Source organism: Myxococcus xanthus, from assembly GCF_006402735.1.
GTDB classification, from domain to species: Bacteria; Myxococcota; Myxococcia; order Myxococcales; family Myxococcaceae; genus Myxococcus; species Myxococcus xanthus_A.
Map to the genome: position 1 here is coordinate 4,026,852 of NZ_CP017174.1, position 18,755 is coordinate 4,045,606.

The window sequence follows — 18,755 nt, forward strand, 5'->3', positions numbered from 1 at the left end:
TTTGACGTGTCTGTTCTCTCAACGATTTCTATTGCTTCATCGGAAAGCGGGATCGCCCGTGAGGAGTTGGCCGTTGATGCGTCGTCTTGGCGCGCGCCTGCCTATGATGTTCCCGGGCCGAGGCAATCGCGACGCCCGTCAGGCGTACTTGATGCAGGCCATTGCCATGGAGTGCTCCCATGTTCCGCCGCCCGTTGCCGTTCGTACTGCTCGTCCTTCTGCCCGCGATGGCTTCCGCCGCCGCATCTCCAGAAGCGGAGCGCTGGTGGGGTCACGTTCGCGTGCTCGCGGATGACGCGCTGGAGGGGCGGGAGACGGGCAGCGAGGGCTATCGGAAGGCCGCGAGCTACGTGGTGGAGCAGCTCTCGGCGATGGGAATCAAGCCGGGAGCGGGGGAGGGCTACGCTCAGGAGGTGGAACTGGTCTCGCGGCGACTGGTGGATGCGAGCTCGGGGCTGGCCCTCGTGCGGGGTGGCCGGCGCATGCCGCTGGTCATCGGCCGCGATGCCATCATCGCCTCATACCTGGGGGAATCGGGGCAGGTGGATGCCCCGTTGGTGTTCGTGGGGCATGGCCTTTCGATTCCCGAGGCGGGACATGACGACTTCGCGGGGCTGGACCTCCAAGGGAAGGTGGTCGTCATCCTCTACGGCGGGCCCGACCACATCCCCGGTGCGCTCCGGGCCCACCACAGCTCGCTCGAGGAGCGGGTCAAGGTGCTCCGGAAGGCAGGCGTGGTGGGGGTCGTGGTGTTGCGGAATCCGAAGAGCGAGGAGCTGCCCTGGGCGCGCATCGCCACGTCGCGGTTCGAGCCGGCCATGACCTTCGCCGACCCGTCACTGGTCGAGAATCAGGGCCTGAAGGTGAGTGTCGTCTTCAACTCCCGCCACGCTGAGAAGCTGTTCGCTGGCGCGCAGCACTCCTTCAAGGAGGTGCTGGCGATGGCGGATGCGAACCGGCCGCTGCCACACTTCGAGCTGCCCACCCGGCTCGAGGCGCGGGCCGAGTGGAAGGAATCTCCGGTGAAGTCCGCCAACGTCGTGGGCGTGCTGCCCGGCAGTGATGCCACGTTGGCGCAGGAATACGTCGTGCTCACCGCCCACCTGGACCACATCGGCGTCGGGGTGCCGGTGAAGGGCGACGCCATCTACAACGGCGCCATGGACAATGCGACGGGAGTGGCCGCGGTGCTGGAGGTGGCACGGGCCCTCCAGGCACTGAAGCCGAAGCGCTCCGTGCTCTTCCTGCTGGTGACGGGAGAGGAAAAGGGGCTCTTGGGGGCCCGCTACTTCGCGGCGAGCCCGACGGTGCCCCTGTCCTCCATCGTCGCCAACTTCAACATGGACATGTTCCTTCCGTTGTTCCCACTCCGCCACCTCTTGGCCCTGGGGCAGGAGGAGTCCTCCCTGAAGGCGCCGCTCCAGCAGGTGGCCACGGCCCATGGGGTGACGCTGGTCCCGGCCCCCGAGCCCGACCGCATGCTGTTCATCCGCAGCGACCAGTACGCCTTCATCCGGAAGGGCGTGCCCGCCCTGTTGTTCAAGTTCGGCCATGCGCCGGGCTCTCCCGAGGAGCGCACGGTGAAGGCCTGGCACACCCGGCACTACCACGCGCCCTCCGATGACCTGCGCCAGCCGATGGACCGGGAGGCGGCGGCGAAGTTCGTTCGGCTGCTCTCTGACCTCACCCTCACCGTGGCCAACGCCCCCGAGCGCCCGCGTTGGAACGACAACAGCTTCTTCCGGAGGTTCGCTTCAACGCCGGTGGAGGAGGCTCACCAGCGGATACCGTGAGCGCGGTGAAGCGGCCAGTCTCCAAACCTGCCTCCTTTTGCGATGCGCGGAGTGCGTGCAGAGTTCCGTGAAGCGCTTCTCGCGGAGGCCCAGACGGCCATGTCCATGCTCCAGGTTCCCAGTCTCATGCGCCGACGTTCGGGCGCCATCCTCGTCCTCTCCACCGTCGTGCTGCTCATCGGAGCCGCGCCGGAGAGCGCCCAGGAGCAGGTGCTGGGTTCAGCGGGAAGCGACCCGCGTATCGAGGCCGTGGCGATGCCGTGCAAGAAGGGCCAGCGTGCGCTTCGTGTTCGCCGCGGCGACGCGAAGCGCACAGCGACGCTGTCCGAGCCGTATGATGCACTCACGTGCGACGTGGCGAAGGCCACGGCGCCTGAATGGAACTGGACCGGTGGCGATGAGTCGACCTCCTGGGCCCTCCATCTCCGGGCCGTGGACCTCCAGGGAGGGCCGACGGCGCTTCTCATCACCCACGCGGCCGGCTACGAACATGTGCACCGCCAGCATGCCCTGTTCCTCGCGGACGCGAAGGGCGTGACCCGGGCCTGGGAGGGGGCCGAGGGGCAGGGCCCCACCTCCTCCAGCGTGGAGGTCCAGGACGGCCGGCTCCTCTTCTCACGCACACTCGACATCGGCGTGGGAGATTCGGCGGACAGATGGGCCCTCTCCGAGCTGCGCTGGGACGTGGGACGGAAGAAGGTGGTGGAGCGGCCTGCCGAAGCCTGGGCCGTCATCCTTCGTACGGAGGACTCGGTGCCGGCGGCCCGCGCGGCCGAGGCGCAGTTGGAAGCGGACTGCAAGGGCTCGACGCTGCTCATGGTGGACACCAACGACTTCGCGCGGCTCACCCGGGACAAGTGGGTGGTGGCCAGCTTCCTGCCGACACGCCAGGGCGCCGAGGCCGCGCTCAGGCGGCTGCGGCCGTGCGCACCGGACGCGTACCTCAAGCGCGTCCAGTGAGTGCTGCCGCACGCGGTGGAGGGTCTGCTGTCGGATCAGTTGTCCTGCTTCAGGTCCACGTAAAGTTCGGCCCGTCGTTGGCGACCTCTGGCATGGCTCTCCCCATGTCGAGTCCCGGCGTCAGGTGGTGAAAGAGCGGTAGCAAGGCATAGGCGGCACCGCCGTAGTGCGCTCCGTGCGTCTTGAAATGCGTGAGGTTGTAGTCCGCCGCCGCCTCGATGTTGGAGGGGGTGACATGGTGTCCCGGGTTGTAGTGGTTGAGCAGGTTCGTCAGCGCACCTTGCGCGACGTGGGGTGAGTCGACGAAGGCGGCGATCTCCCCGTCGTACTGCATGCTGCGGAAGGACCAGTTGGCGGTGCCACACACCAGCCAGCGGTCATCGAAGACCGCGACCTTGGAGTGAACATAGACGTTGGCCGCGCCACCCGCCCCGAAGCAGGAGTAGAAGTGGAGATCCCCCTCCACCGTGGTGATCTTGTGAAGGGGCACCGTCGTGGTGGGGCTGGCCAGGGTCTGCTTGAACTGGATGCAATCTTGTTCGAGCCACCGGTTCCTCAGTCCGGGGGTCGGACTGTTGGTGTCGAAGCTGTCCACGACGTTCCATGTGGCACACGTCGTGCGGTCGACTTGCTGGGGCGTGCCCGCGTCATCGAGATATCTGACGATCCGGCAGTAGGGCGTCCCAATGGGCTTCAGGAAGCGCAGCACCATGTGCAGCCAGGCACGGCGAGTCATGTACGCCATGGAGCCGCCCTGCATGGGCACGACGATGACGACCTTCAGTTCGTGATTCGCGAGTCTTCGCGCCTCATGGCGGCGATAGACGGCCTGGAGCAGGTCAGGGTCCGCGAAGTGGTAGTTCTCGAAGTAGAGGTAGTCGTTCGCCGCGTTGATTCGCTCGATGACCTTGTCTCGGATGTGGCGGTAGCGGGTCGACCCCACGGAGCGCGTGAGCGCGATGCTCACGCTGCGGTTGTCAGGGTGGCGAGCCTGCCGGGTGGTGTTCTCGTGGATGCTGACGGCCTGCTGCTTCACGGTCGTGCTGGACCAGTAGGCGTAGTTACGCGCCACGACGTCGCCGCCGCTCCCAAAGGCGTTCCACACCCATTGGGTGGCCACGTCGTTGGTCCGTCTCCAGCGCCGCATCCACTCCGCTTCGACGTCATCGGTCACCGGACCCCGGAGGCGCACGGCGGTGTCGTGCCAGGTCTGGGCCCCGCCATGGTCGTGGGGCGCGAAGTAGTGGTTGGAGAGGTTGAGCCCGCCAACCAGGGCCGTGCGCTGCCCCGCGATGGAGACAATCGCGATTTTCTGATGGTTCGCCGCGCCGACGAGGTCCCCCTCGTAGTGTTCCAGGAACATTCGCGCGCGTCCCACCCCGGGGCCCGTGGCGAGGGCGTCAGTGTCGATGCGCCGGATGGCTTCGGCGAAGGACTCGTTTGCCTTCGCGACTTCGTCTGCCATTCCGTTGAACTGCCGCTCATGCCTCGGGGCATGCCAGGCGATGACGTCGACGTCGTGACCCGCCCGCACGATCTTCTCGATGTAGGTCAGCAAGCGATGGGCGGGCTGCTCGAAGCAGGTCGCGTCACCCACCGTCACCGAGGGCTCAATCATCCAGAAGGCCAGGCGAACATACGTGTTCGGGTTCCGCGGCGCCTGCCGGACCTGCTCCAGCATCAACCGGAGCTCACGGAAGTACGCCTCCCCATCCAGGATGAACACCACCTCGTTGTCACCCGACTCGACGGGCGTGGTCATGTAGGTGAAGGCGTTGTTCAATCTCGCGGGACGGGGCTCGTCGGGGTTCCGTACGGAGAGGTTGACCGCACCCGGTTCGTGTCCCGGAAGCCGGACTTCCAGGTGTTGGTCATCGACGAACGTCACCCCGGTGAGCTCGGTGTTGTCCAGGAAGACCCGCGCCCCCGCGGTGAAGTTCTGTCCGGTGAGCGTGACCCACCGGCCACCGACAGGGCCTCGCGCCGGGGCCACCGAGACGAGCCGCGCCGCGTCCCGGTAGGTGTAGAGCCCGGCACCGATGACCGCCGCGGCGCCTGGGTTCGTGACACCGACATTCGAGGCGACCCGCAGCCCTCCCATGCCTGGAGGTGGGCCGAAAGGGGTCCTCGCGGTGATGGTGGTCGGCGACACCACCTGGACGTGGGTCGCGGGCTGCCCGTTGACCGTCACGGCCGCGCCTGCCTGGAAGTGGTCGCCCGTGAGGGTGATGGTGGTGCCGCCATCGAGCGGGCCCTGGCTCGGCTCGACGGCGTGGATGACCGCGAGCCCCTGATAGACGAAGCCACCGGCGACCCGGTTCACCGCCGCGTTGTGGCGCACGGCGATGTCGACCGGGCCGATGCCGGCTCCCACCGGCGTGGTGGCCGCGAGCTCCTGCGCTGAGCGACGGACGAGCGCCGCGGCGGCGAGCCCTCCAAACTCCACCGTCGTCCCATCGGCGAAAGGGCCACCGCGGAGGACCACCACGGTCCCTCCCGCGAGCGGGCCGGCGGCGGGCTCGATGGCCGTGACGGGCGAATAGGAGAAGCCATTCGCGAGGCTGAGCGCACCCGCGAGGTTGTGCACCTGGAGGTCCACCGTCCCCTCGACGTGCGCGGGGGTCGTGGCGGCGAGCTCGTTGGCCGAGCGCCAGACCACCCCCGTCGCGGGGACTCCTCCCAGGGTGACGGTCGCGGCCGGGTCGAAGCCGCTCCCTCGGATGACAATGGCCGTTCCTCCCGCGACAGGGCCCCGGCTCGGCTCCACGGCGCTGACGTCCGAGTAGGTGAAGGCGTTGGCGAGCGTGACCCAGGTGCCGCCAGCATTCTGGACTTCGACATCCACCGTCCCCGCCGCGTGCGCGGGCGCGGTGGCCGTGAGGGTGCTCGCGGAGACCCTGACGACATTCGTGGCCGCGACCCCTCCGATGCGGACGTTCACCTCCGCGGCGAAGTGGTTGCCTGTGAGCGTGACGGCTGTCCCGCCGGCCGTCACGCCTCGCGGGGGCTGGACCCCAGCGGCCACCGGGGCACCAATGGACTTGAAGCGCCGGGGCAAGGTCACCGCGGCTTCGCCCGGGTTCTGGACGACGACATCATGCTCGCCCGCTGGGAGGGCGGGGGCCGTCGCGGTGAGGGTGTTCGCGTTGCCCCAGGTCGTGGGCACGGCGTTGATTCCGCCGATTGTAACGACGGCGCCGTTGGCGAAGCGCTGGCCTTGGACCGTCACGACCGTGCCACCGGCCGCCGGTCCCAGCACGGGCGTGATGGTGGTCACCTCCGCGCCAACGTACGTCAGCCCACCCGCCAGCGTGCCGACGGGGGCGGCCCCCACGGTGACAACCACGTCCGCGGCCCCGGCTGCATGCGCGGGCGTGCGCGCGGTGATTCGCGTGTCGGACTGAACGACGACATGGGTCGCGGGTGTTCCTCCGATGGTGACGGTCGCACCCGCGCCGAAGTACTGCCCCTGGATGGTGATGTCCGTCCCACCTGCCAGCGGCACTTCGCGCGGACTGACCCCCGTGGTCGCCGGTCCACTGAAATGAAAGCCGTTGTCGCAGCGTCCCCCCGCGGTGCGCGCCGCGGTGGTCCAGACGTCGACGTGTACCGCACCCACGGCGTTGGGAGGTGTCTGACAGGTCAGCTCGGTGGCGGAGACGATGTTGACGGCGGCCGCGGCAGCGCCGTTGAAGTTGACGACCATGCCGGCGACGAAGCCCCGGCCGGTGACGGTCACCTGGGTGGCGCCCGCGATTGAACCCGCGTCGGGACTGCACTTGCTCACGACCGCGTAGTATTCGAAGGGGTTGGCCCACGGGGCCGACGTTCCGTCGGGGTTGGTCGCCGTGACAGTGACCTGACCTGCCCGCTCCCGCTTGGGCGTTCGTACCCTTATCTGGGTGGGCGGCGTGACCTGGATGACCGTGGCGCTGGTGCCCCCAAAGCTGACCCGGGCCCCCGCCTGGATTTGCGTTCCCGTGAGGGTGAGCTCAACGCCTCCGTCCACGGAGCAGCCGTTGATATCGAGATGGGTGATGGTGATGGGCACGCTTCTTCCCCCGGGCCATGCGTGCACGGCCCATGGCTTGCCGCGCCGTTGCTAGGCGAGGTGTTTTTCTTCGATGGTCGCGCGGGTGCTTGCGTCCGGCTCACCGGTCACCGTGAGCCCCTCATCACGCTGAAAGTCCTGCAGCGCGCGGCGAGTCAAGGCGCCCAACTTCCCCTCATCCTTGGCGCAGGGATAGCCCAGGTTGGTCAGGCGTCCCTGCACTCCAGAGAGTGTGTCGAGCGGGTCGAGATGCGCCGCGCGGAAGATGAACGTCTCGCGTTCGAGATCCTGGCCCAGGGTGACCCTGACCTCGGTGGTGGTCGCTGACACGGACTCCCGCACGAAGCCCTCCCCATCCGTCTTCCCCGTGCGCTCCTCGGTGCCATTCGGGCCGTCAATGGCTATCAGATAGGACGCTCCGCTTCGGGGCCGGTCCTGCCGGTCCAGGAAGCGGATGCGCAGTTGCTCGGACGCATCCTTGCGGCGGATGCGATAGGCGTTCGAGGGCTCCACGTCCCGCAGCGCGAGCTGTCGCGGAGGAAGGATGACGGTGTCCCCCGGCAGGAGGATGTTCTTGTTCTTCCGCCGGCTCTTGAGGTCGCGGTTGTCCGGCAGGTCCCAGACCGTGTCCGCGTGGAGCCCATGCTGGTGGGCGAGCGTCGAGAGGCACTCGCCTTGCTGGATGACGTGAGAGGTGGGGCCCGTCCGTGCCACGGGGCGCGGCGCCGTCCAGGTGGCTTCGTCGCGGCAGGCGGCCCGCTCCGCTGACAGGGGCTCACTGCCGAGAATCTCCCAGCGGTCCTGGTCCAATTCGAGGAGCCCGAGCTGATACGTCCCCGGCGCGAGGCCCTGGAAGCGCAGCGTCCCCGCCGCATCGGTCCTGGCGGACAGGGCTTCGGTGGAGCTCTTGCGCAGCTCGATGAGGATGTCGTCGAGCGGCTTTCCCTCCATGTCGACGACCGTGGCCTCCAGGGTCTGCAGCGCAGCTTTCATGCAGGGCAAGATGACGTCGCCCCCGGAGGAGATGGACGCGGCGGCGGCCTTCGCGGCCTTCAGCTGGGTGAGCTTCGCCTCGCTCGAATCCTGGGGGCTGGGAGGGGGCTCTGTCGGGCCACACTTGCTGAAGTACGCCCGCTCCGGGTCGAAGACCGCCGAGGGCTTGAAGACGATGTCATGCGCCATGGGGGGCCCTCCGCCGCGTTACGCTTCGATGCCGAATGCCATGCGTGCCTTTGCGTTGCGCGCGGACGTCTCCAGCCGCCGCTGGAAGCGGGTCTCGACCCTGTTCATCCGCTCATCGGGTTCAAAGGTCGTGTCGGAGAGGGCCTCCGCCACCCAAGGCTCGTCCTGGTCGAAAGCCCAGCCAAAGAGGGCCGCGAGCCCGATGAAACGCGTCTGCAGCTCGCTACTGGCGAGTCCGTAACCGCGGGCGCGGGTCAGCCCCTTCCGGAGCTCCTGTCGCAGCGAGTCCCCGGAGAGGTCCTTGACCTCCTCCGGAAAGTGGGTGTGCAGGTGCACCACCAGCTCTTCGACGAAGTGCGTCTCCCTGACGTCGCGCAGTGCTTCGACCTGGGCGTCACGGATGCGCACTTCACTCTCCCGGAATTACTTGATTTGAACGCTAACTGACAGTGAAGTCGAGTTCAAGCACGTTACGGGTTGACCGCCTCCGAGGCCACCGGGAGGCGCCTGCTTTCAAGGCCCGGGGGCGCGCGGATGCGGCGTGAAGGTCATGCATCAAGTCACCGCATGGCGACGGTTCCACATGACGTGCTCCTGCTCGATGAGCTGCACGGCGCGCCACGCCACGTCAACCGTCGGCCTACACCGTGGCCGCGCGTGGGGTGAAGCTGTGCAGCCCAGTCCGCTCGGCACGTCAGCCCAGGCAACTGCATCTCTGACACGGGGGGGCACCAAGCCGTCGCTCAGCACCTCCGGGGTGAATTTGACGCGGCCTTGACGCGGCACCATCCCCACTCGGATTCGACTAGAATCCCGCCCCTTATGGAGCGGACCGGCGCAGCGGCAGTCATCATCGGCAACGAGGTCTTGACGGCGAAGGTCCATGACCTGAACGGGCCGCACCTCATCAAGCGCCTGCGCGAGGTGGGCATCCCGCTGCACTCGGTGGAGACGGTCCTCGACGACGTGGACGCCATCGTGGACGCCGTGGCCCGGGCCCGGCGCAAGGCGCGCTACGTCTTCACCAGCGGCGGCATCGGCCCCACCCATGACGACGTCACCGTGCGCGCGGTGGCCCTGGCCATGGGACGGAAGGTGGTTCGGCTGCAGGAGATGCTGGACCTCATCATGTCCCGCGCCACCGAGGAGCGGCCGGTGACGGCGGAAGGACTGCGGCTCGCCGATGCCCCGGAGGGCGCCGTGCTGCTTCCCCAGGCAGACATGTGGTTCCCCGTGCTCACGGTGGAGGACATCTTCCTGCTGCCCGGTGTTCCGCAGTTGTTCCGGATGCAGTTGGAGACGGTGCTCGCGCGGCTGAGCGGGTCGCCCGTGGCCGTGAGCTGCCTCTACCTCCGGCTGGGCGAAAGCGACATCGCCGCCGTGCTGGACCGGGTGGCGCTCGACATGCCGCACGTGGCCATCGGCTCCTACCCGGAGTTCGACACGGACAAGGACTACCGGGTGAAGGTGACGGTGGAGTCCGCCCAGCGCGGGCCCGTGGATGACGCCCTGTCGCGCATCCTCACGGGCCTGCCGGAAGGCGCGGTGGTGCGGCGGGAGTAGGGCTCCCGCCGCGTTCCGAACGCGCCTACAGCCCCAGTCCCAACCGCTGGCGCAGCCGGAAGAAGTCGTCCGTGAAGGCCCACGCCAGAATCGTGCGCAGGCGCTCGCCTTCGCGCACGGCCTGGATCATGGGCTCGGGCGTATCCAGCCGGGCACCCGCGAAGTTCGGGTCCTCGCGCAGCACCATGCCCAGGCCCACCGCCACGTCGCCGCACATCAGCAGGCCCGCGCGGTCCGCCGAGTAGTCGATGGCCTCCAGCCAGGGCGCCAGGTCCACCTTCTGCGCGTCGCCCAGCGACATCGCCGGAATCTCCAGCGCCTTGAGCGCCTTGCGCGGGAAGGCCCGCTTGAGCTGCTTCACCGACTCGTCGTTGCGCCGGCCCAGCGCGCTGAATTGCGGCGCGTGCAGGCGGACGGCGCTGCCGAAGAGGTCCGCCGTTTCGCCCTGTGACAGCTTCTCCAGCACCGCGGTCTTGTTGAGCAGCCCCAGCGCCGCGCGGCCCAGGAGGAACTTCTGCTCGCGCGCGTTGAAGCGCCGCACCACGTCCTGGCCAATGCACACCGACATGGGCTCCGTGGTCTCCAGCACCGTCAGCCCGCGCCGCGCCTGGTAGGCCTCGAAGCTCTCCACGCCGAACACCTGCGCCACGGCGCGGATGGCCTTGTACACGGCCGAGTCCGGCTTGAGCCGGTCCGCCTTCGGATTGACGCCCACGATTTCGAAGTTGGGCGGGTACACCTTCTCCAGGTGCTCGCCCATCGCGCGCAGCACCTCGAGCAGCGGGCCCCGGGCCCCCGGGTGCATCAGCACCGAGTCCACGTCCGTCTGCGTGAGCGCCTCGCGCGCCTCCTGCGCCAGCCTCGTGCGGGCCTCCATGTAGAAGGCCAGCTCCACCTCGTTGGCGGAGCGCAGGAAGTGCAGCGCCGCCGCCGCGCAGAACGCCTTGTCGAGCTGCTTCAGGCCCTCCCAGAGCTTGAACAGCGCGTGCAGGCTGTCCACTCGCGTCGGGTCCTGCCGGAGAATCTGCCGGTGCTCCTCGATGGCCATCGGCACCGATGACGAGTCCCGCGCGTACAGCTCCGCGAGCACCGCGCGGGCCTGGAGGTTCGTGCCATCACCATCCACCACCTGCCGGTACAGCGCGGTGGCGCGAGCGGGCTCGGACAGCGGACCCGCGTACAGGTCCGCGGCCCGCATCCGCAGCGTCGCGGCGCGCTTGGGCTCCACGGCCAACTGGCCCGCGGCCTGGGCCTCCAGCAACTGCGCCAGCTCCGGCAGATTGCGAGCGCGCTCGTAGAGGACCACCAGCCGGTCCACCAGGGCGGGGTTGCCCGGAGACAGCTCCAGCGCGCGGCGGTAGAGCGGGGTGGCCGCGCCCGCGTCGCCCAGCCCTTCGTCATACGTACGCGCCAGTTCCAGCGTGAAGCGGGCCCGCGGCTCCGGCGGCAGCTCCTGCTGGAGCAGCTTGTGCAGGCAGTCCACCGCGCCCGCCCAGTTGCGCGCCTGCGTGTGAAGCCCGGCCAGGCGCTCCAGCGCCTCCAGGTGACGGGGCAGGGTGGCCAGCACCGTCTGGTAGTGCGCCGCGGCCCGGCTCGGGTCATTGAGGTGCGACGCGTACAGGTTCCCCAGCGTCATGTGGAACTGCGCCAGGACGCGTGGGTCGCCACCCAGTTGCACGCGCTGGCTCAGCATGGCCGCGGCCTCGGGGTACTGCTGCGCCTCCAGCAACAGCGCGCCACGCAGCTCCAGCGCCTCCGGGTGTCCCGGCTGCGCGGACAGTGCCTTCTCCAGCAGGGCCAGCGCCCGCGCGCGGTCATTCAGCGTGGTGTGGTGCAGCCGCGCCGCGCTGACGAACGCCGTGGCCGCCGCCAGTCCGTCCCGCTGCGCCAGCTTCGCCTCGGCGCGCCGCTCCTGCAGGGCCGCCAGGTCCGCGGAGCCACCGCGCTGCGCCAGCAGCTCCTCCAGGCCCGCCTGCGCGCCCGCGTGCAGCGGATCCTTCTCCAGCGCCTGCCGGTACAGCGCCGTGGCGCCGTCCGCGTCATTCAGCCGGCCCACGGCCAGCTTCGCCGCGCCGATGAACGCCTCGATGGCGCCACGCGGATCGCGCGACACTCGGGCCTCGGCCTCCAGGGCGGCGCGGGCTCCCGTGAAGTCGCCCCGCTTCAAGGCCACGCGGCGAGCTCCCTGAATCGCGGGCAGGCACTGCGACTGGAGCTCCAGGGCCTGCCGGTACAGCGCCGCCGCCCGCTCCAAGTCGTTGAAGCGCGTGTCCGCCAGCTCGGCGGTGCGCAGCAGCATCTCCAGGGCCTCTTCGGCGTCCTGCGCGGACGCGAGCCGCATGGTGTACAGGCGCGCCAGTCCCGCGGCGTCACCCGCCTGTCGCAGGCCGCGCTCCAGCACGAAGGCCAGCCGCGCATCGCCCGGGTCGGCCTCGAATGCGCGCTTGTAGGCCTCCAGCGTGCCCTCGGCGGGGCTGCGGTCCAGGTCCACCGCGGCGGACAGGCGGAGGGCCGTGGCCAGCCGCGGGTCATTCACACGGTCGGCGATGCGCTGGCGCAGCTCGGCGCGGCGCGGCCGGTCCGAGGCGCGGATGCGCTCCAGCAGCGTGAGGGCGGTGAGGTTGCCGGCGTCCAGCGCCAGCACGGCCTCGCAGCACTGGGCCGCGCGTGAGGGCTCCTGGAATCGGTCCAGGTACAGCCGCGCCAGCTTCAGGTACGCCGTCACCTTGGCCGCGGACGTGCTGCCCACCTGCGTCTCGCGGTCCAGGATGCCGACCAGCTCCTTCACGTTGTCTTGCGCCAGGTACAGCCGCTCCAGCGCGCGAAGCGTGGCGGCATGGGCCGGCGTCAGGCGCAGCACCTCTTGATACGTGTCGATGGCCAGCTCGGGCCGAAGGAGCTGCTCCTCCCAGATGGCCGCCGCCTGATACAGGGCGTTGGCGCGCTCCAGCGGGTCGGTGCGGTTGGCGGCCTCGGCGCGCAGCACCTCCACCAGGCTCTCCCACGCGGCCTGCGCGCGGTAGATGCGGGCCAGCGCGCGCAGCGCCGGGAAGTAGCTGGGCGCCAGCATCAGCGCCTCGTTGTACGAAGCGATGGCCTCGTTGTCCTGGTTCAGCCGCTGCTCGTACAACTCGCCAATCTTGTAGATGAGCGCGGCGGCCTGCTCGGTGGAGGCGGAGCTCTCCGACTCCGCCCGGTACATGTCCACCAGCTTCTCCCACCGGCCATCCTGCGCGTACAGCCGGCCCAGCGCCTTGAGCGCGGGGAGGTAGGACGGGGACAGCGCCAGCACGCGCTCATACGCGGAGATGGCGCCCGCGCGGTCCTTGAGGTTCTCGTCGAGAATCTCCGCGTTGCGGTGCAGCAGCGACAGCACCTGCTTGGTGTCACCCGCGAGCGACGCCTCCAGGTCGTGCGTCTCCAGCAGCTCGCGGAAGCGGCTGGCCCGCTCGTGGAGCCGCGCGAGGTTGCGGATGGTGGGCAGGTGGTCGGACGCCAGGTCGAGGATGCGCTTCATGCACTCGATGGCGTGGTCCAGGTCGCCCAGGCGGTCCTCGTACACCACCGCCATCTTGTTCAACGTGGTGATGAGCTGATCCCGGTCGCTCGTCTGGAGCAGGTCCTGCTCGTACATCGCCACCAGCTCCGCGAAGCGGCCCTGGCGCTCGTAGAGGCGCGTGAGGGCCTTCTGCGCGGGGAGGTAGCCCGGCTGCAACTGGAGGCAGGCGTTGTAGCGGGAGATGGCGTCCTCCTGCCGTCCCAGCCGCTCCTCCAGGATTTCGGCCGCCTTGTACATGCGCGCGGCCTTCTGCTTCGCGTCCTCGGCGGCGGCGACCTCCGCGTCGAAGACGGCGACCAGCCGCTCCCAGTCCTGCATGCGGTAGTAGAGCTTGCCCAGGCCCGCCAGCGCGGCCGCGTGGCCGGGGATGCGGGCGACGATGGCCTGATACCGCGCCGCCGCGTCCGACTCGCGCTTGAGGACCTCCTCGTACAGCGCCGCCAGCCGGAGGTTGGTGGCCACCAGCTCGCTCTCGTCGTTGAGCGAGCCCACGCGCGCCAGCAGCACGTCCGACAGCTCCTCGAAGCGGCCTTGCGTCTCGTAGATGCCGGCCAGCTCGCTCAGCACCAGCGGCTCGTTGGGGGACACCTGCCGCGCGGCGAGCAGCGCGGCCAGCGCGTCGTCCTTGCGGTCGTTGCGTTCGTAGACCTTGGCGATCTGCAGATACGCGGGCGCCGCCTGCGCGCCCAACGCGGCCGCCTCCGCACCCAGCGCGGCGAGCAGCTCATCCACGCGCCCCTCGCGCTCGGCCAGCCGCTTCATGGCCGCCAGGAGCTGGAGGTCCGACCGGTCCAGCGCGAAGGCCTCGCGGAACAGGGCCGCGGCGCCTTCCTTCTGCTTCAGCCGCTCTTCCAGCAGCAGGCCCGCGGCGGTGAGGTAGTGCGCGCGCAGCGAAGGCTGCTGCACGGTGGCGGCGATCAGCCGGTACACCTCCACCAGCGCGGGCGCGTCATTGCGAGCGGCGTAGACGGACTCGAGCTGGGTGAGGACGACGACGTCCGTGGGCCGGCGCTCCAGGCACTGCTTCAGGCACGCGGCGGACTCCTCGTCCCGCGACAGGCGCTCCTGGAGGATGATGCCCTTCTCGAAGAGCAGCGCGGCCTGGTGGCGCGCGTCGTCGGTGGCCGCCAGCTCCGCGTCCATCAACTGGAGCACCATCTGCCAGTTGCCCACGTCCGCGAAGAGCCGGCGGGCGGCGCGGATGTTGACGAGGTAGCGCGGCGCCAGCTTGTACGCGTTCTGGAACGCCACCGCGGCGTTGCGCGGATTCTTGAGCGGCTCCTCCCAGAGCAGGCCCACCTCGTGGAAGAGCAGCGCCGCCGTGTGGGGCTCCGTGGTGCTGAGGGCCTTGGCCTCGCGCTCCAGGGATGCGATGCGCTCTCGCGCTTCATCCTCGGCGCGGGTGTTGGCGGCAGCCGCGGGTGCGGTGGGCGCGGCCTGGGCCTGCGTCTCCGTGACCGGAGCGTTCGGGCTCGCGGGCGCGCCAGACACAGGCAGGGGGGCCACGGGAACAGTGGTCCTCGGGACGTCGTTGCGCTCGCTCATGGAAAGCCGGCTCCGAATGGCCAATACGGGGGAGGAAGGACTGGCCGTCGCCGGTCGTAACATGCGCTTGGCCGATCCCTCAACTTCCCGTCTTTCCTGGCGATTTGGGTGCCAGCCGCCCCAGGGAGCGGGCAGGCGAACCCCTGCATTGGGGCAACGCGGCGCCTACTTCCGCCGAGCGCGCCACTCGTCGCGGCTCTGCCCCCAGCGGTCGACGAAGAGCGTGTCGTGCGGCGGTGGCATGTGTGCCTGTCCCAGCACGCGCGACCCCAGCCGGAGCGCGACCTGCTGGGACGGGGTGTTCTCCGGCACGATGCAGTGGATGACGTCGGTCCAGCCGAGGTGGTCGAAGGCCCAGTCCAGGGTCGCCGCCGTCGCCTCCGTGGCGTAGCCCCGGCCCCAGTACTCGCGGAGCAGGCCCCAGCCAATCTCCGTTCCCGGCCAGCCCTCCGGCTTCCACGGGCCCACTCGCCCCACCCACGCGCCCGTGGACTTCTCCAGCACGGAGAACATCGCGAAACCCTGGAGCGACCACGAGCCCGCCATCACACACAAGTTGCGCCACGCCATCGTGCGCGGCTGGACCCCTCCGATGAAACGCGCCGACTCCGGGTCGGCCGACAGCGCCGCGAAGCCATCCAGGTCCTCGGCCAGGGGAGGCCGGAGGATGAGACGCTGTGTTTCGAGCACGGGGCCATTGCTTGCCAGGTGGGACATTCAAAACGCCTTCATGTTTGGCATTGAATTCGAACCGCTAGGCGGGAACGACGGCAACGTGACTACAGGCCGGGCCGGCACACCTTGCCCACGCAGGTGAAGCCGTCCGGACAGGGCTTCGGCTCATCCACCTTGCACATCGGCAGTTCCTGCTCCTGGTCCTCCAGCATCGGGTCCAGGTTGTCGTCCACGGGGCCACCACAGCCCACCATGGCCAGCACTGCCAGGACTCCCAAGCCACTCCGCAGCATGTTGCGCATCATTCGGCTCCTCCTGGGTGAGGGCATTACAGTCCTTCAACCCAGGAGAAGCCGTCAAATGACGCTTACCAGATGCGGACGCGCTGCTCGGGCGTCAGGAACAGCGTCTGCCCGGGCTTGACATCGAACGCGCCATACCAGGCATCGAGGTTGCGCACGGTGGCGGTGCGGTACGGGCCCGGCGCGTGGCCGTCCGTCATGATGATGCGGCGCAGGTACGGCTCGCGGTAGTTGGCGCGCCACACCTGACCGAAGCCAAGAAAGAAGCGCTGGTCGCCGGTGTAGCCGTCGATGACAGGCGCGGGCTTGCCGCCCAGGGAGAGCTGGTAGGCGTCATAGGCCACCGCCACCCCCGCCATGTCCGCGATGTTCTCACCCAGCGTCAGCTCGCCATTCACAGACAGGTCTGGCAGCGGGCGGTAGGCGTTGTACTGGGCCGCCAGGGCCTTCCCCGCGGCCTGGAACTTCGCTTCGTCCTCCTTCGTCCACCAGTTCTCCAGCTTGCCGCGCGCGTCGAACTTGGCGCCCACGTCGTCGAAGCTGTGGACGATTTCGTGACCGATGACCGCGCCGATGCCGCCGTAGTTGACGGCCGGGTCCGCGTTCGCGTCGAAGAAGGGCGGCTGCAGGATGGCGGCCGGGAAGATGATGGAGTTCTGCTGCGGTGAGTTCAGCGCGTTCACCAGCTGCGGGACCATGTACCACTCCTTCCGGTCCACGGGCTGGCCCAGCTTGGCGACGTTGCGCTGGTACTCGAAGCGGACGGCGCGCTCGGCGTTGCCGTAGGCGTCACCGGCCACGATGTCGAGCCCCGAGTAGTCACGCCACTTCTCCGGGTGACCGATGCTCGCCTGGAGCGTGCCCACCTTCTCCTTGGCGCGGGTCCGCGTGTCGGGCGACATCCACGTCAGCGCGTCGATGCGCTTCTCGAACGCGGTGATGATGTTGCGGACCATGGCCTCCGCTTCCGCCTTCACCTCCGGCGGGAAATACTTCGCCACGTAGAGCTTGCCCACCGCCTCGCCCATGGAGAGGTTGGTGGCGTCCACGCCACGCTTCCAGCGCTCCTTCTGGGCGGGCGTTCCGCTCAGCGTCTTGCCGTTGAAGGCGAAGCTCTCGTCGACGAAGGACTTGGACAGGTACGGGGCCGCGCGGGCCACCGCATGGAAGGCCAGGTAGTCCTTCCACGCCTGCAGGGGCTCGCTCTGGGCGAGCTTCGACAGGGCCGTCAGCGCGCTCGGCTGCCAGACGATGACCTGCTCCTGCGTGCCCAGGCCCGCGGCGTCGAAGAACTCCTTCCAGGCGAGGCCAGGCGCGCGCTTCATGAACTCCGCGCGCGGCCAGGGGTTGTTCGCCTTGGAGATGTCCCGCGTGTCGACCTGCGACACGTGCGCCTGGGCCATCTTCCGCTCCAGGGCGAAGACGCGACCCGCGCGGGTCTCCACGTCATCGAAGCCGGCCAGCTTCAGCATGGCCGCGATGTGGGCCTGGTAGCGCTTGCGCAGCTCGGTGAAGCGCGGGTTGTCGGCCAGGTAGTAGTCCCGGTCCGGCAGCCACAGGCCGCCTTGCAGCAGGTAGGGGGCGTAGCGCGACGGCTCGTTCAGGTCCTCGGCCACCCAGAGGCCGAAGAGCCGGTCCGTGGTGACGTCGCCCATGTTGAGCGCGTCCACGTCCGCGCGGAGGGTGGCGCCCAGCACCGTGGCCAGCTGCTTGCGCTGCCCGATGGCGGCGATGCGCTCCAACTCCGGCTTGAGCGGCGCCACGCCCTTGGCCTCGATGGCCGCCTCATCCATGAAGCTGGCGAAGATGTCGCCCACCTTCCGGGCTTCGCTGCCCTCGGGGGCCTGGCGCTGCGCCTCGATGAGCTCGCGGTTGCGCTGGTCCGCCTGCTCCGCCAGCGTGGTGAACATGTTGTAGCTGGAGCGGTCCGGCGGAATCTCCGTCCGCTTCGCCCAGGTGCCGTTGGCGAAGCCGTAGAAGTCGTTGCCCGGCACGATGTCGCGGTCCATGCCGTGGGTGTCGAAGCCGAACGTCCCATACGTGGGCTTCGGCTTGGACGCGGGCGCCTCGGCGGGCGCCGTGGCGACAGGCGCGGGCGGTTCTGTTTTCTCCGCGGAGGTGGAAGACGCACAGGAGGTGAGCAGCGCAGTGGTGCACGCGGAGACCAGCACATGCCTGGCGCCGGGGAAACGTCGATGGGGATGTGTCAAGGAGTGCTCCTGAAACAGGGGCTGCGAGCCGAAGACCGGGGATATAGACGGTCTGGCGTACGAAGGCGCGGACCGAACAACGGATTCGGCGGTTTCATCCCGAGCGGGCGGACCTTTCGCTCGGACCGGCTCCGCCACAGTCGCCGAACGGCCGGGCCGTACCCGAGGGGCGCGTGACGGACGCCTAGGTTTGCAGGGAGCCGGGGCCGCGATGTGTCCGCGCCCCGACATCCAGGAGGCTCCCATGCGGCTGTTGTTCCGAATCACCCCCGTGCTGTTGGGGCTGGCGCTGGCGGCCTGCTCGGGCATCCGCGTCAACACCAACTACGACCCCACGGCCGTCGAGCGCATCGAAGACTTCCGCCGGTACGCCTGGCTGCCGCAGCCCCAGGGCAAGGACGCCCGCGTCTACAACGACATCGTCGACGTGCGCGTGCGCATGGCGGTGGACCAGGAGCTGAAGGCTCGCGGCTACCAGAAGGTGGACATGAACGAGGACCCGGACTTTTTCGTGGGGTGGCAGGGCGCCATCGACACCAAGTTGTCTGTCGACACGGTGGACTCCTTCTATGGCTACCCCTGGGGCCCCTACTGGAGCCCCTGGAGTTCCTTCTACGGGCCCTACGGCTATCCGTACGGCATGGGCGGCCCGCGCACCTATGTCCGCGAATACGACGTAGGCACGCTCATCCTCGACGGCGTGGATGCCCGGGAGCAGCGGTTGGTCTGGCGTGGCACGGCCCAGGCGGAGCTCCACCGCGACCTGTCACCCGATGCACTCCAGAAGAAGATCAACGACGCCGTGCACAAGCTGCTGTCGCGCTTCCCGCCCCGCCCGGAAGCGTCCTGAGCCGGCCAGGCAGCCACTCCCGCACGTTTTCGGTTGCGAGCCCCCAGGCCGGTCGCCAGTATTGG

11 protein-coding genes are annotated in these 18,755 nt (G+C 69.0%); 4 read left to right on the forward strand and 7 right to left on the reverse strand.

The features are described 5' to 3' along the window. Nucleotides 1-179: 179 nt before the first annotated feature. Entirely contained in the window at nt 180-1,793 is a 1,614-nt protein-coding gene (locus tag BHS09_RS17180; protein ID WP_140798383.1) for a M28 family metallopeptidase, read from the forward strand. 126 nt (nt 1,794-1,919) lie between these two features. After that, nucleotides 1,920-2,753: a hypothetical protein gene (locus BHS09_RS17185; protein ID WP_237080398.1), complete on the forward strand. Its 834-nt coding sequence runs from the start codon at nt 1,920-1,922 to the stop codon at nt 2,751-2,753. A gap of 49 nt (nt 2,754-2,802) precedes the next feature. On the opposite strand, the gene BHS09_RS17190 is transcribed toward BHS09_RS17185, so the two are convergent. The 3 genes from BHS09_RS17190 to BHS09_RS17200 are packed head-to-tail and all read right to left on the reverse strand — an operon-like array spanning nt 2,803 to nt 8,394. Next, nucleotides 2,803-6,804 carry an IPT/TIG domain-containing protein gene (locus BHS09_RS17190; protein ID WP_161605158.1) on the reverse strand — a complete coding sequence of 1,334 codons (4,002 nt, stop codon included), beginning with the start codon at nt 6,802-6,804 and terminating at the stop codon, nt 2,803-2,805. A gap of 51 nt (nt 6,805-6,855) precedes the next feature. After that, nucleotides 6,856-7,986: a peptidoglycan-binding protein gene (locus BHS09_RS17195; protein WP_140798385.1), complete on the reverse strand. Its 1,131-nt coding sequence runs from the start codon at nt 7,984-7,986 to the stop codon at nt 6,856-6,858. Nucleotides 7,987-8,004: 18 nt separating this feature from the next. Further along, nucleotides 8,005-8,394 carry a hypothetical protein gene (locus tag BHS09_RS17200; protein WP_140791379.1) on the reverse strand — a complete coding sequence of 130 codons (390 nt, stop codon included), beginning with the start codon at nt 8,392-8,394 and terminating at the stop codon, nt 8,005-8,007. A 414-nt stretch (nt 8,395-8,808) separates the two neighbouring features. Between BHS09_RS17200 and BHS09_RS17205 the strand changes: the two genes are divergently transcribed. After that, nucleotides 8,809-9,549 (forward strand): competence/damage-inducible protein A, encoded by a 741-nt coding sequence (locus tag BHS09_RS17205; RefSeq protein ID WP_140798386.1) that lies wholly within the window; start codon nt 8,809-8,811, stop codon nt 9,547-9,549. 25 nt (nt 9,550-9,574) lie between these two features. On the opposite strand, the gene BHS09_RS17210 is transcribed toward BHS09_RS17205, so the two are convergent. The 4 genes from BHS09_RS17210 to BHS09_RS17225 all read right to left on the reverse strand — a co-directional run bounded on the left by BHS09_RS17210 (nt 9,575) and on the right by BHS09_RS17225 (nt 17,840). Beyond that, the gene (locus BHS09_RS17210; protein WP_140798387.1) at nt 9,575-14,653 is read right to left on the reverse strand and encodes a tetratricopeptide repeat protein; all 5,079 of its coding nucleotides are present in this window, start codon (nt 14,651-14,653) and stop codon (nt 9,575-9,577) included. A gap of 165 nt (nt 14,654-14,818) precedes the next feature. Beyond that, nucleotides 14,819-15,370, reverse strand: a complete 552-nt coding sequence (locus BHS09_RS17215; protein WP_140791385.1) for a GNAT family N-acetyltransferase — start codon at nt 15,368-15,370, stop codon at nt 14,819-14,821. A gap of 62 nt (nt 15,371-15,432) precedes the next feature. Beyond that, a complete protein-coding gene (locus tag BHS09_RS17220) occupies nt 15,433-15,633 on the reverse strand; it encodes a hypothetical protein (protein ID WP_140798388.1) in 201 nt (66 codons plus the stop codon). Between the two features lie 62 nt (nt 15,634-15,695). Next, complete coding sequence (locus BHS09_RS17225; protein ID WP_140798389.1) at nt 15,696-17,840, reverse strand: M13 family metallopeptidase; 2,145 nt, start codon at nt 17,838-17,840, stop codon at nt 15,696-15,698. 244 nt (nt 17,841-18,084) lie between these two features. On the opposite strand from BHS09_RS17225, the gene BHS09_RS17230 reads away from it, so the two are divergent. Beyond that, the gene (locus BHS09_RS17230) at nt 18,085-18,690 is read left to right on the forward strand and encodes a DUF4136 domain-containing protein (RefSeq protein WP_140791389.1); all 606 of its coding nucleotides are present in this window, start codon (nt 18,085-18,087) and stop codon (nt 18,688-18,690) included. The last annotated feature ends 65 nt before the right edge of the window (nt 18,691-18,755 follow it).